The sequence below is a fragment of the Parahoeflea alexandrii genome, from assembly GCF_024105735.1.
Classification (GTDB): domain Bacteria; phylum Pseudomonadota; class Alphaproteobacteria; order Rhizobiales; family Rhizobiaceae; genus Hoeflea; species Hoeflea alexandrii.
Window position 1 is genome coordinate 647,284 of record NZ_JAAAML010000003.1, and the last position, 23,212, is coordinate 670,495.

Consider the following 23,212-nt stretch of genomic DNA (forward strand, 5'->3'; position numbering starts at 1 on the left):
ACCGTATCCCGCCCTCATCCCAAGCGGGGCGGGACGACCCCGAAAAACTGCCAGTTTTGCAGAGGTTTTGGTTGGGTTGTCAGGTTGTCAGTGGTGTGAACTGGGCGTTGTCAGGTTGTCATAGAGGATTTTGAGGCAGTCATGGTCGAGACAGTGATGATGACGCTGTCCGAGATCGCCGCGCGTGACGGGATTTCGCGGCAGGCAATATCCAAGACCGTGCGCGAGCTGGTCGAGAAGCACGACGATATCCCGGTCGAGCGGGACGGGCGGGAGCGAATCGTCCGGGTGTCGGTGGGTCATATCGACCATTACCGCGACAATTTCCAGAACCCGGCCAAGGTGCTGGCATCGCGGCCGTCACCGTCGGCGGACAAACCGAAGCGCGATGGCGCGTCACCGAGCGAGCAAGAGGGCGATTCCTTCGAGGAAGCGCGCCGACTCAATGAGTGGCTGCGCTACAGCCGTCTGAAGCTTCAGCACGACGAGGCCTGCGGACGGCTGATCAGCGCCGACACGGTGGCTGCGGCGCTCGACAGCCTGGGACGGGAAGCACAGGCGATTATTGCCAGACTGCCGAACCATGCCGACGACCTCTCAGGGCCCTTCGCCAAGGAAGGTGTGCACGGGTTACGGACGGCATTGAGGGAGGTTGCTCACCAGATCAACCTTTCGATCGCCAAGAGGTTCGAAGAAATTGCGGCATCCGCACCGGAACGGGATGTCATCGAGGATGAAGAGATCCGAGCGTGACCATTCACCCAGGCGCATTGCAGCTGGTGGCCTCACGGCTTGCCGAGGCAATACGTCCGCAACCGCCGAAGCCGTTTGTGGAGTGGTTGTCGGAGAACGTCGTTCTCGTCGACGGTCCGCGCAAGGGTGAATTGTGGTCGCCTCGCGACGCGCCTTATCTGGTCGAGATTGCTCAGTGTCTGAGCCAGGAACATCCGGCGAACCTGGTCACGGTGCGCAAGGCGCAGCAGACTGGCGTGTCGATCCTGGCGTTGTCGTGGTGCCTCTACATCGCGGAGGTCTGCCCGGACAACATCCTCTACGGGGTGCCCGGCATAGACGCGCTACAGGACATCAACGGGCAGAAACTGCAGCCGCTGATCGACGCATGGCAAGCGGAGACGGAAAAGAAAATCATCCTGCCGGTGACGAGCCGGTCCGGGCGCAATTCGACGACCTATGAGAAGCGGTTTCCAGGAGGTTACATCTCTCTCGCCAACGCCAACACGGTCATGGACCTGTCCATGAAGACCTGCCGGTTCGGGATCAAGGACGAGGTTTCGAAGTGGGGTGAACTGCCCAATGGCGCGGATCCGGAAACACTGTTCTTCGGTCGATTCACGGCGTTCCGCCGGCAGCGGAGCTACAAGATATTCGAATTGTCGACACCTGAACTCGACTCCGGAGACGCGCTCGGTGACGATCCGGGGCACTGCCGGATCGACCGGTCGTTCAAGCGGTCCGACCAGCGGTTCTGGAATGTCGAGTGCCAGGAGTGCCATGAGTGGTTTGTGATGAACGACGACCTGCTGCAGGTCGATCGGGATCATCCGCACAAGAGTGTGCTGGTCTGTCCGAATCCTCAATGCGGCCACTGGATAGACGAGGCCGAGCGGGTATTGATGGTTCGCGCCGGTGAATACCGTCCGACACAGAGCGGCCCGGACAGGCATCCGGGCTTCCATGTCGATGCGTTCATGAGCCTACTGATGAGCCTTGGCGACATCGCCGAAGACAAGCTGAAGGCTGAGAAGCGCGGCGAGGCTGGCGCCAAGGATTATCATAACCTGGTGCGGGCGCTGCCCTACCAAATGCGCGGCAACGCGCCGGACTGGCAGCGGTTACTGGAGCGCCGCGAGGAGTATCCGGATGGCGTCATCCCGCCGGAGGGGCTGATATTTGTTGCAGGCGTCGACGTGCAGCACAGCGGCCTCTATGTCGAGTTCGTCGCATTCGGCGCGGAGAGACAGTCCTGGTCAGTTCACGCAGAGTTTCTCGAAGGGGAGACAGACGACAAGAATTCCGGTGCATGGGTCAAACTCGACAAGCTTTACCGGACCGAGTGGCCCGATTCCTATGGATCGGCGCGGCGGGCCGGGGCGATGGCAGTGGATGCTGGCGACGGAAACCGCACCACGCAGGTGCTGGAATGGTGCCGGGAACGGCCTGACACCTATGCGATAGCCGGCAAGCATGGGCGCGGTGTCGGCGCGATCGGGCTTCCGAAGAAGACGTCAGTTCGCAAGGGCGGCAAGCGCAAGCGCATCGGTTCGACGATGCTGTGGCCGGTTGGTACCTGGTCACTGAAGGGTGAATTCTACGGAAACCTGCATCGGCTGGGGCTGCGCTCCGGCGAGGTGGTAGACCCGCCGGGATATTGCCACTTCAATAATGCTCGCAACGAAGAGTTCTTTCGCCAGATTACGGCGGAGTATTTCGACCAGAAGATGGTGCGCGGACGGCTCGTCGAGGAATGGAAGAAAATCCGTAGGGACAATCACTTTCTCGATTGCCGGATCTACGCGATGGCGATGGCCGAGCATCTCGGCCTGTCACGGCTGACACCTGCGGGATGGGCGGCACTCACGGTACAGTTGACGCCCGCGTCTGCGCAGACGCTGTTCTCGCCGGTGTCGCAACAGATTGCCGCCCAGGGCGGGCTGGAAGCATCGATCGACATGCCGCCACAGACGGCTTCAAACAAAGCGCCGGCCGAAGATGTGCTGGCAAAATGGAAAAGGCGAAAGTGATGCGGGTACCGAGTGTTGCGCGAGACGGCTCCATGAAGCCGCGCGGGGCCGCTGGCGGTCCCGTGGCGCGGCCGGTGATGCGCATGCTGCGCGACAGCCCGTCCGGTGTTCTCGCAGCACGCCTGACCCCGGTTTCGGAGAGTCGCGACGAGATCCGCCGTTCGTGGCGGCGTGCGGCGGCGCTGGCGCTTGACTTCATCCATAACTCAGGACGACTCAAAGGGGCCGTCGATCAGGTCATCGCGGACACGGTGGGCTCGGAACTGATCCTGAAACCTGCGCCGGACTATGCGCGGCTCGGGTGGTCGCAGGAGCGATCGGTTGCATGGTGCAAACTGGTCAAGTCGGAGTGGAAAAAGGATTCCTGGAACCCGCGCGAATGCGACCACCGCGGCAAGTTCACGGTTCCGCAACTGGTCGCGATCTCGCTGCGCTGGCACATCGCTTTCGGCGAGACAACGGGGATCCTGACGCATTTCGATGCCGGACAGCGGGCGCGGTATGGGATCAGGACAGGGTCGAAGACCTTGCTGGTGCCGCCGCCTCGTCTGGTGCAGGACACCAATGAGGCGCTGCGGTTGTTTCAAGGCGTCTATCACGACGAAAACGGCAGGGCAGAAGGTTACCTGTTCGAGGAACGTCAGAACGGCTTTCCGAAGAAGGTGCGATACCCGGCCCATGACGCCAGCGGGCGACCGGTGGTCATGCACATCTTCGACCCGCTTGACGCCGACGATGTACGCGGCATCTCGCAACTGACGCCGATCCTAAAGCAGCATGCTCAGACCGAAGTGGCGCGCGAGGCGACGTTGCAGACCCTGATTGTGCAGACCTTCTTCGCCGCTGTCCTGACTTCAAAGCTGCCGGCAGCCGAGGCGATCGAATCGCTGCAGGAACTGGCCAAGGGTGACACTGACAGCAGTAAGGTCGGCAAGGCGATTTACGACAATGTCCTGGGCTATCTGGGCAGCACGCTCGATAGGGCGGCCGAGGGCGGTGTCAGCCTGACGGGCGGGTCACGCATTCCGGTGCTGGGGCCCGACGAGGATTTGCAATTCCGCCAGGCACAGGCGCCAGGCGACAATTACCTGCCACTGACCCAGTCGCTCGACCGCGACATGGCGCGGGCGATCGGTGTCACCTATGGCGCCTACACGATGGATCATTCCAACGCGACCTATTCATCGGTGCGGATGGAGAACGCGTCGATCTGGCCTGTGGTCATGCGCAGGCGAGAGCACATCGCGGCACCGATGTACCAGATGATTTACGAGCAATGGCTCGACGAAAAGATCGAGACTGGCGCGATCCCCTTTCCGGGTGGGCTCTCGAATTACCGGGCCAACAGGGACGCCGCGAGCTGGGCACAATGGCAGGGCCCGGAGAAGCCGACGGCGGATGATCTGAAGTCGGAGAAGGCAGCCAGTGAGCGGATTGCCAACGGCACATCGAGCATCCCTCGCGAGGCGGAACTGAAGGGCGTCGACGCGGACGAGCTGTTCGACGAGCGCAGTGCCGATCACAAGCGCTACGTCGATGCCGGCATGCGGTCTCCTTACGACCGTGACGCACCGGCCCCGGCGCAGCCGGTCGAAGTCCAGAACACGAATTGAGGGTCTGCAAATGGCGACCGTGAAGATCGATGGCGCGTCTGTCGATATCGCTGATCCGTGCGCGCTTTACCAGGCGCTTTACGCGGTCAAGCTCAAACGCATTGCCGGCGATGCCATTGAAGAAGGCGAGATTGCTTCTCCAGTGACCCGGCGGCGTATGCGCTACGCGACGGTCTCGCTCGCGGATCTTGATGCGGAACTTGGCCGCCTCGCTGCGGCCTGCGACGCAAAATCGGGCAAGCGCCGCCGCGGCGCGGCCAGCTTTCACTTTTGAGGAGCAAGACATGCCAGCAACACTAGACGGGCAGATCCTGACGCTATCGGGCTTCGTGGGTGACAACTGGTGGGACGAGGGTTTCACCTATGACGAGGTGATGGTCGCACTCGCTTCGGTGGAAGACGATTCCGAGCTTGATGTCTTCATCAACTCCGGAGGCGGCTACGCCACCGAGGGTGCTGCGATTCATGCATTGTTGGCACGTCGCTCGGGCACGACGAATGTGATTGTCGACGGCGTGGCGGCCTCCGCCGCGTCGCTGATCGCGATGGCCGGTGAAACCGTGACCATGTCGGCGGGCTCGATCATGATGATCCATGATCCGGCGGGCATTTCATTCGGGACATCGGCGGATCACCAGAAGGCCGTCGAGGCGTTAGAGGCGCTGGCGACCGCCTACGCACGGGTCTACGCCGCCAAGTCCGGCAAGACCGCCGACGAGTGCCGGGAGATCATGAAGGCGGAAAGCTGGATGACGCCGGAACAGGCGATCGCCGAAGGCTTTGCCGATGCCGCCAATGACAACGAGGCGTCCGCCGTCGCTGCATTCGATTACCGCGCCTATGCCCATGCGCCGGATCAACTCCGAGCGGTGGCAAGCGCCAATGGATGGAGCCTGAAACAGGCCACACGCAAACTGCCGACGGCATCCGCCCCGGCGCCAACCGGTCACCAGAAGGAGAAACCCATCATGATCGACAAGACCAAGGCGGATACCCAGCCCGCCAACATCGAAGAAGCAACCGCAACGGCGGCTCGCGAGGCTGTGAAGGCGGATCGCGAGCGTCATGCCGCCATTATGGCGCTTGAAGAGGCAAAGGGTCGCGAGCAGCTCGCCGCACATCTTCACGCAACGACCGAGATGTCCGTCGACGAGGTCAAAGCGGCTCTCGCCGCAGCGCCAGCCACATCCACGGAAGAAAAGCCGTCGGCGGCTGCATATGACAAGTCACGCGCCGCAGCCGGAGCGGGGCTGGCTGCCCCGGGCAGCGGCGAAGGCAAGCCGAAGAGCGGCCTTTCCGAGCTCATCACCGCCAGGATCGAGCGCAAGCGCGCCTGATCCGGTTTCCCTACAAGATCCCACGCTCGCATCACCGGAAAACAGGCGTAGCGCGAGCCATCAGGAGACACAGCCATGCTTCCCTACTATTCCCACACTGCGCCCGCCCGCGAAAGTGACCTGCTCAAGCAGGAATACGATCCGCAGTTCTGCCGCGAAAACTATACGCTCAAGGCCGGGTCTGGCTCTGAGCGCAAGGTCTATCTCGGCACGCCGCTGATGCTCGATGTCGCCACCGCCAATCTCGCGGCCGCGGCCGCTGCCGTCGCCGGCAACACCGGCAATGGCACGATTGCTCTTGCGGATCCGTTCTACACGACCGTCAAGGCGGTTCAGGAAGGCCGCTATACGGTGCGCTGCACAACCGGCGGAGCCGATGCCACCTCAAAGTTCCAGGTTGAGGGACCGGACGGCAAGACGGTCGGTGAGGCAACGGGCGGCGCGGCCTTCGCCAAGCAGGTCAAGTTCACGATCAGCGGCGGCGGTACCGACTTCGTCGCCGGCGACAGCTTTGTGATCGATGTCGCCATCGACCAGGAAGACCCGACCAACACCCGTGTGGCCTGGGTGCCGGGCGACGGCGCAATTATCGGCCTGTCTCTTCGCAACACCACGGCGCCCGATGGTGTTGCAGTCGAGGGACTGTCGCTCGATCGCGGACCGGCAATTCTCTCCGCCGACAAGATCGTCTGGCCCGACGGCATCACCGCCACGGATAAGGCCGCCGGCATCGAAACGCTCAAGCAGATCAACATCATCCAGCGCTGAACACTCCGGGCGCGGGTCTGCTCCCGCGCCCCTGCCATCCACCCATTGACGAGCGTGGCGTGCCGCCGCGCCGCAGGAGACACACATGTTCGATTATCTCTACACCAGCACGGACCTGACCCAGGAGGTCAACCGTCTTCCCAACGAGTACGGGCTTCTGAACGCGCTCGACCTATTCCCGATCGAAACGCTCGGCTCGCGCTTCGTAAGGGTCGACTATCGCAACGGCCAGATCTACGTTCTCGGCGCCAAGGCTCCCGGTGCTCCGGGGGATGTCGGCGGCACCAATGAAGACGAGGGCGGTGTGATCCTTCAGATCCCTCACTTTCCTCACCTTGAGCGCATTTCGGTCGATGACGTGGACGGGCTCCTGCAGGTCTTCAACGGCCAGGTCGAGCCCCGATCGGTGGACCGCGAGACCGCCCGCAAGCTGGATCTGATCCGCCGTAACCATTCGATCACCCTTGAGTTCATCCGTCTCGGGGCGCTCAAGGGTTTGATCAAGGATGGCCGCGGCAAGACGCTGTATGATCTCTACACCGTCTTCGGGATCACCAAGAAGGAGGTGGATTTCGTCCTCGGGACTGCCGGTACCGATATCCGGGAGAAATGTGAGGAGGTCATTGACCACACGATGACCAACCTGAAGGGCGAGACCAGCTCGGGCGTGGAGGCCGTGGTGGATTCGAAGTTCTTCGGCAAACTCATCACCCATCCGAACGTCGAAAAGTTCTGGCTCAACGCGCAGAACTCGAGCGAGCACAAGATGCTCAATCGCGAAAGTCGCGCCGGCAACTGGGGCCGTGCCTTCGAGTTCGGGGATATCATCTGGCGAGAGTACAAGGGCGGGCTTCCTGTCCGTGCTGCAAACGGCGCTATCTCCACCGAGAAGAACATCGCCGACAACTCCGGTACCGCGTATCCGACCGGTACACAGTCGATGATGCGGACTTTCGAGGCACCGGTGCATCACATGGATCTCGTCAACCAGGCCCCTGACGCCGACACGATCTACATTTCGGTCGAGATGCTGAAGCACGGCAAGGGTGTGGAACTGGAATCCCAGACCAACCGACTGGCGGTGAACAAGCAGCCGGAGTGCGTTGTCCAGGTCAAGACCTCGAACTGACCTCAGGCCGATGAGCAACTGGACCGACATGGAGCGCCGCCTCGAGACAGACGCGGCGGCGCTTTTCGACACCGTGGAGGTGCAGGCATTTGCGCGAAAGGGCGGCGCTACGGTCAATCACCGCCGGGAAGCCGATCCGGCCCGGGCGAGTTTCACCTTTCCCGGTTCTCTCGAATTCAACCCGCCACCGCTGCGCAACGAGCAGTTCATGCAGGCGGGCAGGAGCGGACAATCCAATGTCGCGTTCGATGCGGTTATCACCGTGCATGATGACGGATCATGGCCGTGGCTGCCGAAGAGGAATGACCACCTGGTGGCAGACGCAGTGATCTATGAGATCGCCGATATTCACCGCGACGGCTCCTCTCGGCGCGTCTTTTACGTCAACAAGGCAAAGCCATGACACTGACCGCTGAAGCCGTGCGACTGGCGGCCATGGAAGTGCTGCGGCCGACGGGTGCGACAGACGCATTCCCGACGCTTGCCGGCGCCATGGTGTTTGACAGCAAACAGGCCAGTGTCGCGGATCTCGACAATTTCGCATCGGGTGATCTGCCGTACATTCCGGTGCTGGCGCTCTATACCGAGGATTCGACAGTCGAAACGCGCGGCGCTGCTGCAGACGTGAACGACAATTACTGCCAGATGACGCTGGAGATTGTCGGCGAACTGGCTGTGATTGCCCGTGACGAAGATCTCGACGCTGAGTATGTCGATGCGGTAGCGGGCACCGATCCGGAGGCGCGACTGGTGCTGTCGGCGATGATGGCTCAGGTGTGTAAGGAGTTGCTCTATTCCGAGCGCGGCTATCTGTTTCGCCGGATCGCGACGCATTGCGACAAGATCGAACAGCAGAGCCATACCGTGCCGGAGCTGGGCTTGCGGTTCCAGCGTGAGTTCATGCGCCTGACACTGACCATCGCCGACGATGAATTGAGCGACGAGGGCGGTCTTACCGGACGGATCAAGACACTGTTCGACGCCCTGCCAGCGGGGTCCTACGCCAAGGCGAAACTGTCAGCGCTTGCGACTCATCTGGCTGGCGAGACCCGCACCGACCTGACTGAAATCACCGTTGACCCCGGTGCGGGGCCGGTGGCTGGCACAACACTGGAGTGACATCGATGCAACGTTACAAACCAGCCAAGGGCGCGCCATTGCTGCGCACCACGGAGGGCGAAGCCTTCCCTGAAGCAGGCAAGATGATCGACCCGGCGAACCGCTACTACGCGCGGCTGATCAAGGAACGCGCGCTTGAGCCCGTGGCGGACGATGCGCCGGAAAACAAATCCCGAACCAGCAAACCGGCGGCGGCGGCCGCATCCAACAAGGAGACGCGGAAATGACCGTACCTGCAAACCTCGTGGCCCCCCTGTTCGCGTTCTCGGTTGAGAGCGGCGGGCAGTTCGAAGACCTGGCGCCGGTCATCCTGTATGGCCACAAGACATCGGCCGGTTCGATGTCGGACAATGTCAAGGTGTCCTGCGCATCGCGCTCCCAGGCCCGCGCGCTGGCCGGCAAGGGGTCGATGCTCGAGCAGATGGTGACCGTGTTCCGCAAGAACGCGCCGACGCATCCGCTCTACATCGTATCGGTCGCGCCGAGCGGAACGGCGGAAACCCGCACCATCACGGTCGGCACCGTGCCGGCAGGCGGCGGCACCGGCGTGATCAACATCATGGGCGAGCTGGTCTCGATCTCGATCGCGGCCGGTGACAGCGCCAACACGGTGGCCGCGGCCATCAACGCGGCCATCAACGCCTATGACAACCCGCAATCGGGCCACGCGCTGCCCTACACCTCGACGGTAGCCACCAACGTGGTGACGATCACCGCGCGTCACCTGGGCGCCTATGCGGCGGAAATCGGCGTGAGCGTGCCGGTGCTCGATGGCACCAACGCACTGACCGGCGTGCTGACGATCGATGAAGGAACGGCGGGGGCCGGCACGCCCGACACCGCGACGGCGAACGCGGCGATCGAGGAAGACGACTGGTCGTTCCTGGTCTCTGCTTTTGGCGACGCCACCAACGTCGGCAAGTACGACACGCTGCTTTCCGAAGTCTCGGGCCGGTGGAGCTATGCCAACCAGAAATTCGGCATCGCCTATTATCCGAAGCGCGACAGCCAGTCGAACCTGATTTCCTACGGCGAGGGCAAGGACACCTGGAAGCTTTGCGCGGTGCCGACCTTTGCCTCGGGCGGTCATTCCGAGCCGGGGTATCTGTGGGTGGCAGCGATGATCGGGCGCGTGGCGCCGTGGCTCGCCGGTGGCGCGACGGGCGATGTGAACCGCAACCAGACCGGCCTCGTGGTCGAGGGAATCAGCGCGCCGTCGGATGGGGCCTACTGGCCGGATCTCGCGACCCGGAACGCGTTTCTCGCTGCAGGGCTTTCTTCCTGGAGCGTCAACGGCAATGGCCGGGTGGCGGTCGACAAGATCATTACGCATTACCGCACCACTGCGGGCGTACCCGACACCACGTTCCGCGATATCCAGAAGCCACATGCGCTGATGTATTCGCTGCGCTACATGCTGGCGCAGCTGGCGTTCGAGCATTCCAACAAGGTGATTGCCGACGACAACCCCGGCAATGTCGGCTCGGTTTCGACGCCGAAAGACATCGAGGCCACCTGCTACCATGCCTATGTGGATCTTGAGCTGCGCGGGGTTCTGGAGAACTCGGCCACAGCACTCAAGGATCTCACGGTCACCCGCAACGGTGACAATCCGAACCGGGTTGATGCGGTGGTGCCGATGGACTTCACCAATCCGCTCGACATCTTCTCGGGGCTGGCGCGCGTCTACTCCCAGTTTCGCTGACCGAACTTGAGCCGGGCGAGATAGCGCCCGGTTGACCCGATTCCAAACAAAGGATCCTGAAAATGGCTGGTAAAGATTATGGCGGTCAGATCCGCCTTCGGCTTTCGAACGGCGAAACCTTTTCGCTGCGTGGCACCATGACGCTGATGACGGCCGGCCGTTCCGTCGAGGCTGTCGTGAACCAGGACCGGTCGACCGACCGGGTTTCGACGCTGACGCCCTATGCCTTCGAAATGTCCTTTGCCGACAAGGGGCAGAATATGCAGGCGCTGATGACGGCGGACCGCTTCGACGCGACCTTTATCGAGGATGACACCGGCGTGTCGCACTATTACACGCGCGCATTCTTCACCGGGGAGCCGTCGATCAACCGCATAAACGGCGAAGTGACCGGCATGGCTGGCGCGGCTGAAACCTACGTCCGAAAGGGCTGATCGATGTCCGGTGAAAAGACTGTCCGGCTGTCGCGGCGTTATGAGGCGCATGGCCGGGCCTTCGACAGCCTCACCTTCCGCGAGCCGAAAATGGCGGATTTTGAGGCGATCGGCGAGATTGCCGAGTATCAGCCGGCCCCTGAAGGCGGAATGCTGATCATAAATCATGACGATCGGGTGTGGAGATACCGCGACCGGTTGCTCAAACGCGGAGATGATTTGCCGTCGGCTGCGGATCTTGGCGACCTCGATCTGGCGGACGCGATTGCCGTGAAAGAGGCGATCAGCGGTTTTTTTACCCAGGCGAGGGCAAAGCCGTCCGCCACGCTACCGACCTCCTGATCTTCAGGTTCGGTTTTTCCTTTGAAAGTGTGATGGCGATGACGCCGTCGCAGTGTCTCTCCTGGGCCGTTCGCGGTCTTGAAGCCGGAAGCAATTCATGAGCAACCGCACGATTGAAGCCATTGTCCGGCTGTCGGCGAAGCTTGGGCCTATGGCCGCCTTCGGCCAGTTGGGGACCAAGCTCGCGGACGTGAACCGGAAGGCCGCGGCGGTCAACAGAACCCAAACGATGATCGCCAAAAGCTCGACAGCGGCAACGGCGGCGTTGATGCGCTATGCCGCGCCTGCGGCGATCACCTATGGTGCGGTGTCGGCTGGCCGGGCCTTCGCGTCGATCGAGAGACGTTTGGAGCGCATTGGTATCAACGCAGATGCCAGTTCGGCTGAGATGCAGTCGGCATTCCAACAGATGCGAACAATCGCCGATGATGTGAAAGCGCCGGTTGAGAATGTTGTCTCCGGGCTGGAATCGCTGATTGCCTCCGGTAAGTCGCTGAACGAGGCATTGGTTCTCTTGCCGCTGGTGGCGGCTGCGGCGCAGGCATCGGATTCCGAATTTGCAGCGATGGCGACGACTGCAGACGCCATCACAAGCTCATTCGGTATTGCGGCTAACCAGATGGGTGGGGCATTCGACATCATTGCCAAGGCGGGCAAGGCCGGCAAGTTCGAGATGAAGGATATGGCGGCGGAACTGCCGTCGCTGGCGCCGGCATTCGCGGCGCTGGGCTACAGGGGCGAGGAGGGATTGAAGAAGCTTGCGGCCGCCTTGCAGGTGGTGAGGATGGAGACCGGCACGTCTGGCGAGGCAGCAACATCGTTCATGGATGTACTGACCAAGATGAACTCGGTGACGGTGTCGAACAATTTCAAGAAGCAGTTTGGCATGGATATCCGCAGGGAAATGGAGAAGGCCAAGAAGGCCGGTGAAGACACGCTTCTGGCTTTTATCCGTTTGTCGAAAGAGGCCATCGACGGGGATCTGTCGAAGATTCCGCTGTTGTTTACTGACAAGCAGATGCAGATCGCCATGCGGGCGCTGATCAATCGCACCGGCGAATTCACCGGTCAATTGGGCGCGCTCGGCAATGCGGCGGGTACGGTGCAAGGTGACATCGATCGGTTGGCGACCAATACCCAGGCGAGCATCGACAAGATGGCGAACTCCTGGGACCGTTTGAAGACGAGCATCGGCGGCACGATCGCGCCAACGGCAAGCGCCGGAATGGATGCTGTGTCCAACACGATCGAAAACCAGGCCGCGATGGATCGCGGCTTTGCGAAGATGGGAATGGGGTTCTTTGAGAGCCGCTTCTGGTCAATGATGAATGCAGGCAATCCGGAGGCGCTGAAAAGTGTTTTCTGGCTGGGCGGCGGAAGAACCGAATGGGACAAGAAGAGAATCGCCGGATACCGGCAGGGTGCCGATGCGCGCATCGGAGCAGATACCCCGAACCTGCCGGATGGTGTTTCCTATCAGGAAAGGGGTTTGCCTGAGGCTGGCCCAGTGATCCGGACGCGGGATGGAAAGCTGATCTCTGTTTCAGAAACCGCTGCCGCATCTGCTCCGGTTCCTGCGGTCAGGCCATCCGAGTTCGAGATGGAGTTGGCGAGGCAGGAGGCTGCGCGCGCCCGTAGTGATGTACGAACAGAGGCCTATGTCGCGTCGCGTACCCCCTTAGCTGTACCGGCTGATGCAGACGGCAATATTTCACTGCGTCCCAATCAGCGCGTGGATGAACTAGAGGGCTTGCTCGAGAAAATAGATCAGGCTGGGTCGCAATCAGGAGCGGACCTGGCCCAGGGCGGCAGGGATGCGGCTGAAGCGGTGAAAGCGTCTGGTGACGATATCGCGCGAGGCGGGCAGGATGCTGCAGCGGCCATTCGTGATGCTGGCGCATCAATCGCGGCCCAAATCCGTGCAGCCATCAGTGGTGCCTTTGGCTCGGGTTCATCTGCGCCCGTTTCCGGCAATCGCGGCCGCACCATGCCGCAGGCCGGGCAAGCTGGAAGGGCGCAGTAGAGATGGCGATGCGTGACTGGTCAAAGACTTTGCGGCGGGCGTCGTTCCGCGGCGTACCGTTCTGGGTCGATGCGGAAGAGCCTGAGGTGGGCCGCCGGGTGGTGGCGCATGAGATCTCCGGCGGCGACGCATCGCTGACCGAAGACATGGGCGCCCGGACGAAGACGATCTTTGTCGAGGCCTATGTGGCGGGCGACCTGGCAGACGTGGCGGGCCAAGCGCTGGAGCAGGCTTGCGGCGCGCCTGGTGCATCGTTGTTGATCCTGCCGATGGATGCGGGCGAGGCGGCGCACTGCCTGTCCTGCTCGCGCAACCGGCGCAAGGACAGGAACGGCTTCATCGCCTACCGGCTGGAATTCATGCGGGCGGGCGGTGGTGTGGCGTTCGCGGCAAGCGGGCTCGGGCAGTTGCGTTCGGCGTTCAATGCGGGTCTCGCCGCGGCATCGGTGCTGATCGCGGCGCAATTGTGAGTGGGATGACTATGGAGCAGGTTCTGACCATTCTTTCCGGTCTGGCGCGGGAACTCATAACAGACGCCGACGACTTGGCGCGCGTCGATGTCCTGGCCGTGGGGGTGCAGGCCGGTGGAGACAGCGGCGTGACGGCGCTGATCCAGCTGGCGCGGCTGACAGGCGAGGCGGCGGCCGATGCCAATGCCGTGCCCGATGCGGTTGACCGGGTGCAGGACGACACGCCGCTGTGGCGGATCGTTGCGCTGGTGGTGGTCTGCTTTGCCGTCGTGCGTGCGGATTACCCGTCGCGGCAAGATGCGCAGGCCGCAAGGACCGCGGTCAGCGCCCGGGCGGACATGGTCTATGGCGAGGCCGGCATCTACGGGCCCGAGACGATTGCCTGGCTGGTGTCGATGACAGGCGTCGCCACGCTCACCCTGTCGCGGACTGCGGCGGAACGGGCGCCGGCGGTGCGGGTGGAAACCGGCGTGTCGCTGCCCTCGACGCTGCTCGCCTATGATCTTTATGGCGATGCGGGCCGGGCCGAGGCGCTTGTCGATCGGAACCGGGTGGCCACATCGCTGGTCATGCCGGTCAGCTTCGAGGCCGTTGCGCCGTGACGCTGGAAAGGATTGTCTTTTCGGTCAACGGCGCGCCGTTGCCGCACACATCCGCGGCCCTGGATCAGTCTGCCGAGGAAACAACGCGCACCGCGCAGTTCGACATTGCCTGGACCGGAGCGGGCATACCCTGCGCGCCAGATGACGAAGCGACGATCACCGTGTCTGGTGCGTTGTGGGGTACTGGCTATGTGCGAGATGTTCGCCCCGGTCATGACGAGAACAGCCGGACCTATTCGGTGAGCTTCGTGTCGCGCAGCTGCGACGCTACGGAGTGCTCGATCGATCATCCGACCGGGCTCAAGCGGGACGCCGATCTCGGCGACATCGCCAGGGAATTCGATGTGCTCGGCGTCGGTGTCGAGGTCAAGGCGAAGACGATCAAAAAGGCGGTGCACAAGGTGCGGCCCGGAGAGACGCTCTTCGAGACGCTTGAGACCGATGCGCGGGCGCAGGGCGTGCTGATCCATGACAGCCCGGAGGGCAAGCTTGTTCTTGCCGACAAGCCCGAGGGTCGCCATGCCGGCGCGCTTTTGCGTGGCGTCAACATCAAGAGGGCGTCGGGCAGCCTTTCTGGCGCGACAAGTTTTTCGAGCGTCAAGGTTCGCGGGCAGGCGTCGATCGGGGTCAGTGCCTCGGCATTGCGGGCGGAGGCGGAGGCCAGGGGCACAGCCCGCCGGCGGCGGCCGCTGATCGTGCCGTTTGAAGGCGAGGCCACGTCGGAGCGTTTGAAGAAGCGGGCGACGTGGGAAGCCAAGCGGGCAAGCGGCGAGGGGGTAACCTGCCAGATCACCGTCGCGGGTTTTCGCGACCAGGGCGGTCAACTGTGGAAAGCCAACTGGCTGGTCGAGGTGGATGACGACTGGCTCGGCATCAGCCAGGACATGGTGATTGCCTCGCTCACTCTGTCGCAAGACGGATCCGGCGGGACAACGGCGAAGCTGTCTCTCAAGGATCCGCGCGCGCTCGGCGGCGACAATCCGCGCGGCAAATCGAATTCGGCCTGGGCCGCGCCCGGGTCAACAGATGCAGACTACCGGGAAGGCTGAGACATGTTTGACGGCAACCTGACCCGGTTTCAGTTGGACGGGACGGTCGAGCACCGCGAGGGCCAGCAATTCGTGGGCGGCAAGGGGTTCGCCGGCGACAGCTTCGAGCGCGTGCATCGCATCGAGCCGCATGGTTTCGCCAGCAGCCCGGTCAAGGGCGGCATCGGCGTGGCCATGTCGGCGCGAGGCAACCGGGACTCGGCCTATGTATTCGGCGGGGAAAACCCGTCAATGCGGCCCGATATCGCCATGGGCGGGGCGGCAATCTATGACCACACTGGCAACATCGTTTCCGTGGTGCAGAAGGATATGCGGATCGTGCATTCGGCCAGGGTGCACATCGTCGCGCCGGAGATCATCCTCGAGGGTGCGGTCTATCTTGGCGGTCCAGGCGCGTCCCGACCGGTGTCGGCGGAAGGAACAGTCGACAGCGCCGGGCATACCGACGCCAGCAACTTCGCCGCCGGGGTGTTTGCGACATGAAAATCATCCCGCTTGCGCCTGCGGCCGAGCCGCTGCTCGATCCGGACCTGGTCTGGAACGGGCAGTTTGGCGACCTCGCCACAACGGCGATCGACGACCCCGTCAATCCCGGCGGGTTGCGCGCGACCCAGGCGCTGGCAACGGCGATCCTGATTTGTCTGATGACCGATGCCCGTGCCGATGTGACCGAGCTGCGCTCCGGCGATATCAACCGCGGCTGGCCTGGTGACAGTTTCGACCGCGATGCCGATGAGCCGCCGCTCGGCTCCAGGCTCTGGCTGTTGCGGCGCCGGGCGCTCACGGCTGAAGTCGAGATCCTCGCCGAGGATTACACGCGCGCAGCCCTGCAGCCACTGATAGCGCAGGGCGCCGTCGCCCGTTTCGATGTGCGCGCTGCCGCGGATCGCGCGCGATCAACGCTTGTCTTGACCATCGTTGGCTATGGCCGCGACGGCAGCCAGGTTCATGACCAGAAATATGCAGTTTTGTGGGAGCAGTTGAATGGCGTTTCCGATCCGCTCGCTTGACGAGATTTCGGCCTCGGTTCGCGGGGCCATGCGGCAGTATCTGCCCGGCACCGATGCCAGCCTCAAGCAGAACGTGCTGCGGGTCATCGGCAAGGTGCAGGCGCTGCTGGCGCATGAATACGAGCTGCGGCTGAAATGGATATTCCGGCAGCTGTTCCTGTCGACGGCGACCAGCGAGGCGATCATCCGGCTGCATTGCGCCGAGTACCGCATTCTGCAGAAGCCAGCATCGGCTGCGGCGGGGGAGGTGACCGGCGCCGGTCAGGCGAATGCCACCTATCCGGCAGGCGTTCGGTTTGTGTCCGGGGGCGTGACCTATGTTACGACGGCCGCTTTCACCGCAAACGCGGTTGGTGGGTTCACTGCCAGCGTGCAGGCCGAAAGCGCCGGCGCCGCGACCAACCGGGACGCCTCGGCCGAGTTGCTGCTCGCCGACCCCGCGCTCTACCCGAGCCTGCCCGAGACGGTCTCCGTCGGTGCAGATGGTCTTGGCGGTGGGGCCGACATCGAGAGTGTCGAGGATCTTCGGGCGCGAGGCCTCAAACGGAAGGCCTCACCACCGCAGGGCGGCGCGTTGCCTGATTATGAAAACTGGGCGCTGGAAGTGCCCGGCGTTGTGAATGCCTGGGCCAAGAACTTCGCCGGCGGCTTTGGCACGATCGGTGTCTGGGTGCTGTTCAGGGGGCGCGTCAACGGCATACCCGAGCCAAGTGATCTCGCCGCGGTCGACGCCTACATCGAAAGCCTCCGGCTGGTCCGGGCGCGCTACTTCACCATGGCGCCGGTGGCAAAACCGGTGGACCTGACGATCAGCCTGTCGCCGGATACGGCCGCCATGCGCAGCGCTGTCACTGACGCGCTGATCGGTTTCTTCGATGCGACACGCGAAGGCACGCGGTTGCGCCCCGGTCTGCCGGACGATCCGTTCACGCTGCCGCGCGCCTGGCTTTCGGAAGTGATCTCGACCGTGCCAGGCGAGAACAGCCATGTCCTGATCGAGCCTGCAGCCGCTCCGGTCTTCCAGCCCGGTGAGCTGCCGGTGCTCGGCACGATCACCTGGTCATGATGATGGCGGGGGCGTGAGGAGATGTCGACATGGCATGCAAGCACCGAATGGGCCGATTTCTTTGCCGCCGATGGTGGGCTGGTGGTCTGGGTGGATCCAGATGACGGCTTTGCTGATCCGGAGATTGATCCGCGTGACGCATTGAGTGCGCCAACCGTCGAAGGCCTGCTGTTTTCCGGCCTGTCGCTGTGGCCGCGCGGATCGGCATGGGGCACGCCCGACGGCGAGGCGCCCTCGACCGCAAGCCGGATAGCCGGCCTGACGCGCGCGCTGCTGTCGCCGTTCGTCGATCTTTATGTCAAGGCGTGGCGGCTCATCGAGGAGTCCCGTTCGGTTTCGCTTGTCGACAGCCTCGATGAGTGGGAGGCGGATTTCGGCCTGCCAAGCCCATGCGGCGGATTCACCCAGACGGAATCCGCGCGGATCGCAACGCTGCGGGCACGCGTTGCACGGCTTGCCACCATTACGCCGGCCGACGTGATCCGGCTTGCGGCGCGGCTGGGCTATGTCGTTGCCATCGAAGAGCCGGATGCGTTCCTGGCGGGCGAGGGGGCGTGTCTGGGGCTCGGTGAACTATCGGACTCGGCCCTTGAGCAGCAATGGGTTGTCCTGGTGCGCGATGCGCCATCAAGCCAGTTCGACACGGGTATCGGCGAAACCGGCGTCACCCGTCTTCTGGATTTCGACCACGACGTTCTCGAATGCGAGATCCGCCGCATCGCACCGGGCTGGACGGTCGTCGTCTTCAACTATGCCGAACAGCTGATCGGGCCGTATCTCGTCACGGAGACGGGGGCCCGAATTGTCACCGAAACAGGCAAGAAACTGGTCATGCCGGTTCTGGCCTCATCCCTTTCAACATGACGGAGAACATCCGATGAAGTATATCCAGCCGGCAGGCGAAGCCGCGGACGCCTCCTATGTGGATGGCAATCGAAGCGCGGGCACCAAAGGCTCCGTTGTGCCCGCCGCCGCTATCGAGCATCCGCAGCGGGAAATCCAGGAGGTCATCACCTTTTTCGGTTTGACCCCGTCATCCTCCGACCTGGCGCAGCTGCGCAAGGCTATCGAGGCGGCGATACTGGCCGCCACGGGCGGGGGCGACACCTCGCAGTATGTGCTGATCACACAGGCCCGTGCGCGCCTGCCGATCTTCCCGGAGATCCAGAGCGCCGACGGCAAGATGAATGTGACGAGCCCCTCGGCCGGCACGGTGCAGGTGCCGAGCGCGGTCAGCTTTCAGCATCGCGGCATCTATCCCGTCTCGACCAGTGATTACATCGAGGATGACCGGACTTTTACGACGCTCGCCAACAAGACCTATCACCTGCGCTGGACCCCGACTGATGGTTTCAGCCTCGAGGATCTGGCCGACTCCGGCTACAACCCGTCAGTGCTTGCGGAGAGCAATGTCGCCTTCGACAGCGCCTATGACGACATGCTGGTTGCCCGGGTCGTCACCGATGCATCGAACGTGGCAACCATCACGAACCTGGTCAACAGGGATCGCCTTTTCTTCACCGAGGTGACCTCGGGCACCCCAGCCTCGGGGCCCAGCGGTTCCTTCTCGCTGTCGGTTTCGAAAACGATCGACTGGGCTCGCACGCCGAAGATGCGGGCGATCAGCGGCAATGTGGCTTCAAACAGCCCCAGCCCGGCTGGCAGCATGGATGGCTACGCAGCCTATCTCTCAAGTTTCAGTGTCACGCGCTACGCGGCGGCCGGCACTGTTGTCACCGACTGGGCCAGCGGAAACGCCAACACAGCGCTGGTCGGTTACATGTCCTTCGATCTGGCGGGATGATCCATGACCGATGAACTGCAGATAAAGGACCTCCCGTCCGCACTGGCGGCGCTGGCCACCCACATCATCGCCGCACAGACCGCCGCGGGCGTGACATCAGGGGTGACGCTCGAGCAGGTTTCCGACCTGGTCATTGCCAGGCTGACCGCCTCGGCTCCGGAGCTGCTCGACACCTGGCTCGAACTCGTGGCGCAAATCGAGGACAATGAAGACGCGTTGGCGACGCTGGTCGCCTCCGTGGCATCCAAGGCTGACGCAGCTACGACCACGGCGGCGCTCGCTGCTAGAGTACAACATTTCACTAGCGGTGTTGCTCTACCAGGATCGGACATTGGGCCAATCTGGCACGAAGACTATGCAGCGCTCATGACCTGGCAAACCTTTGACGCAAATAGTGCGTCTTACACCGGTTACGCCTCCGTCGATGTGGGAATGCCTGTCTTCGACGGTCACTCGTCACCCCGACCAGGTTACATCAAGCGGAATGGCGCATCGCTCTCAAAGACGGCCTATGCTCCGCTGTGGAATTGGGCTCTTCATCACGGCCGGGTGGGAACTTGGGCCGCAGGCGCATTTATCTTCGGTGACAACGGAGACGGGACGTTCAAGCTTCCGGATAATCGAGGAGAGTTTGAAAGAGCTTGGGACGATAGTCGTGGTGTGGACAGTGGTCGCGGATTTGGCTCCTGGCAAAATTGGGCCGTCGGAGCGCACTCTCATGGTGTTCCAGCCCTCAATTTGAGTGGCTCCGCCTTCCCAAGCACCACGTCAGGAGGGAGTTCCATCACACTAGATTCAACGCCAAGTCTCTCCAATCCAACCGGGGAGGCGAGGTCTCGCAACGTGGCCCTTTTGGCTTGCATCAAGTACTAGGAGCTTGTCATGGAAATCTTCCATCATCACCCTTCAACTGGCGAGTTTCTAGGTAAGGGCCTTGCCGACCGCGATCCACTCAAAGCCAATAACTGGCTCGTTCCGGCGAACGCGGTAGCACTCGCACCACCGACTCAAGTTGGAAAAGCTGCAGTGTGGTCGGAAAACCAATGGACGCTGGTTGACGATCATCGCGGTGAGACTTGGTTCATGGGATACGGTAATCCGTTTGTTGTCTCAACGTTGGAGATTCCAGAAGGTGCCACGCAAACTGAACCCGTCGCGCCGTCGGCACCACCTCGCACAATCGCCGGTGCCTACTTCCGAGCGGCGCTGACCAACATGGGCGAAATCGCTCGCGTTCGGGCAGCCCTCTCCGACCCGATTGACCTCGAGCTTTTCAACACCGCTACCTTGTTCGATGAGAGTGCGGCGGACGTGATCGCCGTCGCAACAGCGCTTTCCATCGAGCTCGCCACTGTCTTCGATGCGGCAGAAGACATCCGGACAAGCCGCGGCGGCTAAACTAAAGGACATTGTCATGACATTCGAACAGTGGCTGCAAAGCCGGCTGACGGCACACGGCTATCCGTGTGGCCCGATTGACGGCGATATCGGGGACAAGACCATTGCGGCGCTCACGGCGTTCCAGCGCGGGCAGGGCGTCCCGGTCTCTGGAATGGCTGACCAATTGACGATCGAAGCCTTGCGGCGTAGCGCGAGCAACGGCCCAGGCCATCCGGAGCGCCCTGCGAGCTCGGCTGCCGGAAAGCCAAGCGTAGCAGGACCGTGGCCGCACCAAAGGGAGGTCGAGCGATTTTATGGGCCTGTCGGCACGTCGCAGGGGCGGCTCGATCTTCCTTTCCCTATGAAGCTCGCCTGGGATAAGCGCCGGATTGTCACCCGCATTACGTTGCACACGAAGGTCGTCGAAAGTGCCGGCCGCGCGTTTGCCGAGATTGCGGACACCTATAGCGACAAGGAACGAAGGGATCTTGGCATCGACGTCTTCAGTGGTTCGCTCAACGTGAGGCGCATGCGCGGCGGTTCGCGCTACTCGATGCACGCCTGGGGTATCGCGATCGATTTCGACAATCAACGAAACGGATTGCACGTCAAGGCTCCTAAAGCCCGGCTATCGCATGCCGATGCCGTCCCCTTCTGGCAGGCATGGGAACGGGAAGGCTGGGTGTCACTCGGCCGCGAACGGAACTTCGACTGGATGCATGTCCAGGCAGCAAGGCTCTGATCATGCTGGTCCATGTTCTCAGGTTCCTCGGCGTTGCACCTCGCATCGCCGGCAAGAGTGGCAAGCGCGAAGCGGCATGGCTGGTGTTCGGTTGTGCCGTGGCTCTGACGTTGGCCGCCATGTGGGTGGGGGTCGAGATGGTGAGCGCGATGACCGCCGTGCTGATGGTCATCTGGCCCGCGGCACTAGGCCTTCTGGGCGCGGCCTACAAGCTCGAATTCGACAAGGTGAAAACCGATCGGGCGGCAGTGGTGCCGGATGGCTGGCCCGAGGATCTCGCGCCGCCTGAGCGCCAGGACGGGGAGCCGCAATGCTGATCCTTCTCACCCTCCTGAAATGGGGCCTTCCTGCGCTCATTCTTGTGGCGCCCATAGCCGCTTCAGCCTGGTTTCCGTCGGCACGCCGCGTGCTGATGTTTGCTCTTCCGATCCCGCTCTTTGTCATTGCCGCTGCCGGCGCGTGGCTTTGGCTCAACCAGGAGAGCGCGGTTCTTCGGGCTGTTCACGAGCGGGTGACCGAAATGGTGGCCGGAGCTGAAATTGCGGCACTCAAGGCTAGGCTTGAGGCCGAAGAGAAGATCAGCGCAGCGCGCGGGCAGGTGGCCGCTGAAGCCAATCGTCGCCTGGTGGTCGAGATCGACGCCCGGGTAAATCTCTCACGGCGGCTGGCCGCCATCCAGACAGAAAACGAGATCCTCAATGACGACCTGGCAGATCTTCTCTCGCGCCCTGTTGCTGGGGATTGTGCTGTTGATCCTGATCTTATTGGCCGGCTGCGCGGACGGTAGGTTCGTCGCGGCCGAGCAGGAGAGGGCAAGTGCCGAGCAGGTTGAAAGCGCGCTTTCTGTCGCGGGCGAGGCCCGGCGGATCGGGCGGTCCATCCCGGAGTATCCCGATGCCTGCCGACTAACTCATCGATCAGGTGTCAAGGAAGGCGACCGGCTCGACGCCGCGCTCGTCAAGACCGACCGGTCCTTGTCCCGGGCGAACGGGCAAATCCGCGAGTGCGCCGGATGGTATGACGAGATGAAAGCCGGAATTGAAGGGGCCGAAGATTGACGACGACAAGCCTTAACGAAATCTACAAGTCCATCGGCGAGCTAACCGGGGCGGTGAAGTCGCTGGGAAAAACGATCGAAGAAAACGAGAAGCGCAATGTGGATGCGATCAAGGCGGCCAACGAGAGCCGGGCCAACGTCCACAAGCGCCTTGATGAGATCACCGCCACGGCGGCGGATCTGAGCACCCGGACCAGCCATCTCGAGAGCGGGATCGCGGCGCTGACCGGGGAAATGGGCGATATGCGCTCGGTTACCGATGACGTCAAGGCGATGCGTGAGCAGGCGCGGGGCGCCGGAACGCTTGGGCAGTGGCTGCTCAAGTTCGGCGGGTGGCTGCTCGGCGCGGTTGCGACGCTGGCCAGTCTTTACACCTATCTCACCGGCCGGCCACCGCCGTGAGTGTGCCAGCAGCATTTAAGGCTAATCCGCTACCGGGGCGGTCATCCCGGCTCAACCAAGAAGGAAGAAGACCATGTCAAAGGTACGCGCGAAGTTCTTCGTCAAGCAGATCATCAACCACCACAACGGTGACCCGAAGGCCGATCAGGCGGGCGAGGTAGTGCTTGGTCCGGTCTACGACGACGCCAACAAGGATTGGTCGAAGTGGACGCCGCAGGGCGAGATCAAGATGACGATCACCAACCCTGACGCGCTCGATGCATTTGAGCTGGGTGGGCAGTATTTCGTGGATTTCACTCCAGTGTAGGCTGATCGGGGCCGGCGGCAGCGCGATGCTGCCGTCGTTCCCGGGTGGCCAAAAGCCCTTGCAGGGGCTTCAGACAGCGGGCCTATTGGCG

30 protein-coding genes are annotated in these 23,212 nt (G+C 62.6%); all 30 read left to right on the plus strand.

The features are described 5' to 3' along the window. Nucleotides 1–141: 141 nt before the first annotated feature. The 30 genes from GTW23_RS18080 to GTW23_RS18225 all read left to right on the plus strand — a co-directional run bounded on the left by GTW23_RS18080 (nt 142) and on the right by GTW23_RS18225 (nt 23,121). Nucleotides 142–753 (plus strand): hypothetical protein, encoded by a 612-nt coding sequence (locus tag GTW23_RS18080; RefSeq protein WP_252916804.1) that lies wholly within the window; start codon nt 142–144, stop codon nt 751–753. Further along, nucleotides 750–2,762: a terminase gpA endonuclease subunit gene (locus GTW23_RS18085; protein ID WP_252916805.1), complete on the plus strand. Its 2,013-nt coding sequence runs from the start codon at nt 750–752 to the stop codon at nt 2,760–2,762. Before GTW23_RS18080 ends, GTW23_RS18085 begins: the two co-directional genes overlap by 4 nt. Beyond that, the gene (locus GTW23_RS18090; protein WP_252916806.1) at nt 2,762–4,375 is read left to right on the plus strand and encodes a phage portal protein; all 1,614 of its coding nucleotides are present in this window, start codon (nt 2,762–2,764) and stop codon (nt 4,373–4,375) included. Before GTW23_RS18085 ends, GTW23_RS18090 begins: the two co-directional genes overlap by 1 nt. A 10-nt stretch (nt 4,376–4,385) precedes the next feature. Continuing rightward, on the plus strand, nt 4,386–4,649 hold the full coding sequence (locus GTW23_RS18095; protein WP_252916807.1) for a hypothetical protein: 264 nt from the start codon (nt 4,386–4,388) through the stop codon (nt 4,647–4,649). A gap of 10 nt (nt 4,650–4,659) precedes the next feature. Further along, nucleotides 4,660–5,712: a head maturation protease, ClpP-related gene (locus GTW23_RS18100; RefSeq protein ID WP_252916808.1), complete on the plus strand. Its 1,053-nt coding sequence runs from the start codon at nt 4,660–4,662 to the stop codon at nt 5,710–5,712. A gap of 75 nt (nt 5,713–5,787) precedes the next feature. Then, nucleotides 5,788–6,480: a head decoration protein gene (locus tag GTW23_RS18105; protein WP_252916809.1), complete on the plus strand. Its 693-nt coding sequence runs from the start codon at nt 5,788–5,790 to the stop codon at nt 6,478–6,480. An 85-nt stretch (nt 6,481–6,565) separates the two neighbouring features. Continuing rightward, nucleotides 6,566–7,609 (plus strand): major capsid protein, encoded by a 1,044-nt coding sequence (locus tag GTW23_RS18110; RefSeq protein ID WP_252916810.1) that lies wholly within the window; start codon nt 6,566–6,568, stop codon nt 7,607–7,609. Nucleotides 7,610–7,619: 10 nt separating this feature from the next. Beyond that, entirely contained in the window at nt 7,620–8,012 is a 393-nt protein-coding gene (locus GTW23_RS18115; protein ID WP_252916811.1) for a hypothetical protein, read from the plus strand. Then, the gene (locus GTW23_RS18120; RefSeq protein ID WP_252916812.1) at nt 8,009–8,728 is read left to right on the plus strand and encodes a hypothetical protein; all 720 of its coding nucleotides are present in this window, start codon (nt 8,009–8,011) and stop codon (nt 8,726–8,728) included. Before GTW23_RS18115 ends, GTW23_RS18120 begins: the two co-directional genes overlap by 4 nt. Before the next feature lie 5 nt (nt 8,729–8,733). Continuing rightward, nucleotides 8,734–8,955: a hypothetical protein gene (locus GTW23_RS18125; RefSeq protein ID WP_252916813.1), complete on the plus strand. Its 222-nt coding sequence runs from the start codon at nt 8,734–8,736 to the stop codon at nt 8,953–8,955. Next, nucleotides 8,952–10,433 (plus strand): hypothetical protein, encoded by a 1,482-nt coding sequence (locus GTW23_RS18130; RefSeq protein ID WP_252916814.1) that lies wholly within the window; start codon nt 8,952–8,954, stop codon nt 10,431–10,433. Before GTW23_RS18125 ends, GTW23_RS18130 begins: the two co-directional genes overlap by 4 nt. Before the next feature lie 62 nt (nt 10,434–10,495). Next, nucleotides 10,496–10,867, plus strand: a complete 372-nt coding sequence (locus GTW23_RS18135; RefSeq protein WP_252916815.1) for a phage tail tube protein — start codon at nt 10,496–10,498, stop codon at nt 10,865–10,867. Nucleotides 10,868–10,870: 3 nt separating this feature from the next. Further along, entirely contained in the window at nt 10,871–11,209 is a 339-nt protein-coding gene (locus GTW23_RS18140) for a hypothetical protein (RefSeq protein ID WP_252916816.1), read from the plus strand. Nucleotides 11,210–11,360: 151 nt separating this feature from the next. Further along, nucleotides 11,361–13,232 (plus strand): phage tail tape measure protein, encoded by a 1,872-nt coding sequence (locus GTW23_RS18145; protein ID WP_252916817.1) that lies wholly within the window; start codon nt 11,361–11,363, stop codon nt 13,230–13,232. 8 nt (nt 13,233–13,240) lie between these two features. Further along, nucleotides 13,241–13,702 (plus strand): DNA circularization N-terminal domain-containing protein, encoded by a 462-nt coding sequence (locus GTW23_RS18150; protein WP_252916818.1) that lies wholly within the window; start codon nt 13,241–13,243, stop codon nt 13,700–13,702. Nucleotides 13,703–13,707: 5 nt separating this feature from the next. Then, complete coding sequence (locus tag GTW23_RS18155) at nt 13,708–14,304, plus strand: hypothetical protein (RefSeq protein WP_252916819.1); 597 nt, start codon at nt 13,708–13,710, stop codon at nt 14,302–14,304. Continuing rightward, nucleotides 14,301–15,353, plus strand: coding sequence for a phage baseplate assembly protein (locus GTW23_RS18160; RefSeq protein WP_252916820.1), 1,053 nt, complete (start codon nt 14,301–14,303; stop codon nt 15,351–15,353). The genes GTW23_RS18155 and GTW23_RS18160 overlap by 4 nt, the downstream gene beginning before the upstream one ends. 3 nt (nt 15,354–15,356) lie before the next feature. Further along, nucleotides 15,357–15,836 carry a phage baseplate assembly protein domain-containing protein gene (locus tag GTW23_RS18165; protein ID WP_252916821.1) on the plus strand — a complete coding sequence of 160 codons (480 nt, stop codon included), beginning with the start codon at nt 15,357–15,359 and terminating at the stop codon, nt 15,834–15,836. Beyond that, nucleotides 15,833–16,363 carry a phage GP46 family protein gene (locus tag GTW23_RS18170; protein ID WP_252916822.1) on the plus strand — a complete coding sequence of 177 codons (531 nt, stop codon included), beginning with the start codon at nt 15,833–15,835 and terminating at the stop codon, nt 16,361–16,363. Before GTW23_RS18165 ends, GTW23_RS18170 begins: the two co-directional genes overlap by 4 nt. Next, nucleotides 16,338–17,429 (plus strand): baseplate J/gp47 family protein, encoded by a 1,092-nt coding sequence (locus tag GTW23_RS18175; RefSeq protein WP_252916823.1) that lies wholly within the window; start codon nt 16,338–16,340, stop codon nt 17,427–17,429. Before GTW23_RS18170 ends, GTW23_RS18175 begins: the two co-directional genes overlap by 26 nt. Before the next feature lie 21 nt (nt 17,430–17,450). After that, the gene (locus tag GTW23_RS18180) at nt 17,451–18,293 is read left to right on the plus strand and encodes a putative phage tail protein (RefSeq protein ID WP_252916824.1); all 843 of its coding nucleotides are present in this window, start codon (nt 17,451–17,453) and stop codon (nt 18,291–18,293) included. A 13-nt stretch (nt 18,294–18,306) separates the two neighbouring features. Then, nucleotides 18,307–19,233 carry a hypothetical protein gene (locus GTW23_RS18185; RefSeq protein WP_252916825.1) on the plus strand — a complete coding sequence of 309 codons (927 nt, stop codon included), beginning with the start codon at nt 18,307–18,309 and terminating at the stop codon, nt 19,231–19,233. Nucleotides 19,234–19,236: 3 nt separating this feature from the next. After that, complete coding sequence (locus tag GTW23_RS18190) at nt 19,237–20,106, plus strand: phage tail protein (RefSeq protein ID WP_252916826.1); 870 nt, start codon at nt 19,237–19,239, stop codon at nt 20,104–20,106. Nucleotides 20,107–20,115: 9 nt separating this feature from the next. Further along, a complete protein-coding gene (locus GTW23_RS18195; RefSeq protein WP_252916827.1) occupies nt 20,116–20,631 on the plus strand; it encodes a hypothetical protein in 516 nt (171 codons plus the stop codon). Nucleotides 20,632–20,647: 16 nt separating this feature from the next. Next, complete coding sequence (locus GTW23_RS18200) at nt 20,648–21,355, plus strand: peptidoglycan-binding protein (RefSeq protein WP_252916828.1); 708 nt, start codon at nt 20,648–20,650, stop codon at nt 21,353–21,355. Nucleotides 21,356–21,357: 2 nt separating this feature from the next. Then, nucleotides 21,358–21,672: a hypothetical protein gene (locus tag GTW23_RS18205; RefSeq protein ID WP_252916829.1), complete on the plus strand. Its 315-nt coding sequence runs from the start codon at nt 21,358–21,360 to the stop codon at nt 21,670–21,672. Then, nucleotides 21,666–22,142 carry a hypothetical protein gene (locus GTW23_RS18210; protein WP_252916830.1) on the plus strand — a complete coding sequence of 159 codons (477 nt, stop codon included), beginning with the start codon at nt 21,666–21,668 and terminating at the stop codon, nt 22,140–22,142. The genes GTW23_RS18205 and GTW23_RS18210 overlap by 7 nt, the downstream gene beginning before the upstream one ends. Then, complete coding sequence (locus GTW23_RS18215) at nt 22,105–22,413, plus strand: hypothetical protein (RefSeq protein ID WP_252916831.1); 309 nt, start codon at nt 22,105–22,107, stop codon at nt 22,411–22,413. The genes GTW23_RS18210 and GTW23_RS18215 overlap by 38 nt, the downstream gene beginning before the upstream one ends. Then, entirely contained in the window at nt 22,410–22,814 is a 405-nt protein-coding gene (locus GTW23_RS18220; RefSeq protein ID WP_252916832.1) for a DUF1515 family protein, read from the plus strand. Before GTW23_RS18215 ends, GTW23_RS18220 begins: the two co-directional genes overlap by 4 nt. 73 nt (nt 22,815–22,887) lie before the next feature. Then, nucleotides 22,888–23,121: a hypothetical protein gene (locus GTW23_RS18225; RefSeq protein WP_252916833.1), complete on the plus strand. Its 234-nt coding sequence runs from the start codon at nt 22,888–22,890 to the stop codon at nt 23,119–23,121. Nucleotides 23,122–23,212: the final 91 nt, after the last annotated feature.

Excerpts from the sequence above, each read along its gene's own strand:
- GTW23_RS18080 (WP_252916804.1), top strand. The coding sequence starts at position 142 with ATGGTCGAGACAGTGATGATGACGCTGTCCGAGATCGCCGCGCGTGAC.
- GTW23_RS18090 (WP_252916806.1), top strand. The coding sequence starts at position 2,762 with ATGCGGGTACCGAGTGTTGCGCGAGACGGCTCCATGAAGCCGCGCGGG.
- GTW23_RS18095 (WP_252916807.1), top strand. The coding sequence starts at position 4,386 with ATGGCGACCGTGAAGATCGATGGCGCGTCTGTCGATATCGCTGATCCG.
- GTW23_RS18100 (WP_252916808.1), top strand. The coding sequence starts at position 4,660 with ATGCCAGCAACACTAGACGGGCAGATCCTGACGCTATCGGGCTTCGTG.
- GTW23_RS18105 (WP_252916809.1), top strand. The coding sequence starts at position 5,788 with ATGCTTCCCTACTATTCCCACACTGCGCCCGCCCGCGAAAGTGACCTG.
- GTW23_RS18110 (WP_252916810.1), top strand. The coding sequence starts at position 6,566 with ATGTTCGATTATCTCTACACCAGCACGGACCTGACCCAGGAGGTCAAC.
- GTW23_RS18115 (WP_252916811.1), top strand. The coding sequence starts at position 7,620 with ATGAGCAACTGGACCGACATGGAGCGCCGCCTCGAGACAGACGCGGCG.
- GTW23_RS18120 (WP_252916812.1), top strand. The coding sequence starts at position 8,009 with ATGACACTGACCGCTGAAGCCGTGCGACTGGCGGCCATGGAAGTGCTG.
- GTW23_RS18125 (WP_252916813.1), top strand. The coding sequence starts at position 8,734 with ATGCAACGTTACAAACCAGCCAAGGGCGCGCCATTGCTGCGCACCACG.
- GTW23_RS18130 (WP_252916814.1), top strand. The coding sequence starts at position 8,952 with ATGACCGTACCTGCAAACCTCGTGGCCCCCCTGTTCGCGTTCTCGGTT.
- GTW23_RS18135 (WP_252916815.1), top strand. The coding sequence starts at position 10,496 with ATGGCTGGTAAAGATTATGGCGGTCAGATCCGCCTTCGGCTTTCGAAC.
- GTW23_RS18140 (WP_252916816.1), top strand. The coding sequence starts at position 10,871 with ATGTCCGGTGAAAAGACTGTCCGGCTGTCGCGGCGTTATGAGGCGCAT.
- GTW23_RS18145 (WP_252916817.1), top strand. The coding sequence starts at position 11,361 with ATGGCCGCCTTCGGCCAGTTGGGGACCAAGCTCGCGGACGTGAACCGG.
- GTW23_RS18150 (WP_252916818.1), top strand. The coding sequence starts at position 13,241 with ATGCGTGACTGGTCAAAGACTTTGCGGCGGGCGTCGTTCCGCGGCGTA.
- GTW23_RS18155 (WP_252916819.1), top strand. The coding sequence starts at position 13,708 with ATGACTATGGAGCAGGTTCTGACCATTCTTTCCGGTCTGGCGCGGGAA.
- GTW23_RS18165 (WP_252916821.1), top strand. The coding sequence starts at position 15,357 with ATGTTTGACGGCAACCTGACCCGGTTTCAGTTGGACGGGACGGTCGAG.
- GTW23_RS18170 (WP_252916822.1), top strand. The coding sequence starts at position 15,833 with ATGAAAATCATCCCGCTTGCGCCTGCGGCCGAGCCGCTGCTCGATCCG.
- GTW23_RS18175 (WP_252916823.1), top strand. The coding sequence starts at position 16,338 with ATGGCGTTTCCGATCCGCTCGCTTGACGAGATTTCGGCCTCGGTTCGC.
- GTW23_RS18180 (WP_252916824.1), top strand. The coding sequence starts at position 17,451 with ATGTCGACATGGCATGCAAGCACCGAATGGGCCGATTTCTTTGCCGCC.
- GTW23_RS18185 (WP_252916825.1), top strand. The coding sequence starts at position 18,307 with ATGAAGTATATCCAGCCGGCAGGCGAAGCCGCGGACGCCTCCTATGTG.
- GTW23_RS18190 (WP_252916826.1), top strand. The coding sequence starts at position 19,237 with ATGACCGATGAACTGCAGATAAAGGACCTCCCGTCCGCACTGGCGGCG.
- GTW23_RS18195 (WP_252916827.1), top strand. The coding sequence starts at position 20,116 with ATGGAAATCTTCCATCATCACCCTTCAACTGGCGAGTTTCTAGGTAAG.
- GTW23_RS18200 (WP_252916828.1), top strand. The coding sequence starts at position 20,648 with ATGACATTCGAACAGTGGCTGCAAAGCCGGCTGACGGCACACGGCTAT.
- GTW23_RS18205 (WP_252916829.1), top strand. The coding sequence starts at position 21,358 with ATGCTGGTCCATGTTCTCAGGTTCCTCGGCGTTGCACCTCGCATCGCC.
- GTW23_RS18210 (WP_252916830.1), top strand. The coding sequence starts at position 21,666 with ATGCTGATCCTTCTCACCCTCCTGAAATGGGGCCTTCCTGCGCTCATT.
- GTW23_RS18225 (WP_252916833.1), top strand. The coding sequence starts at position 22,888 with ATGTCAAAGGTACGCGCGAAGTTCTTCGTCAAGCAGATCATCAACCAC.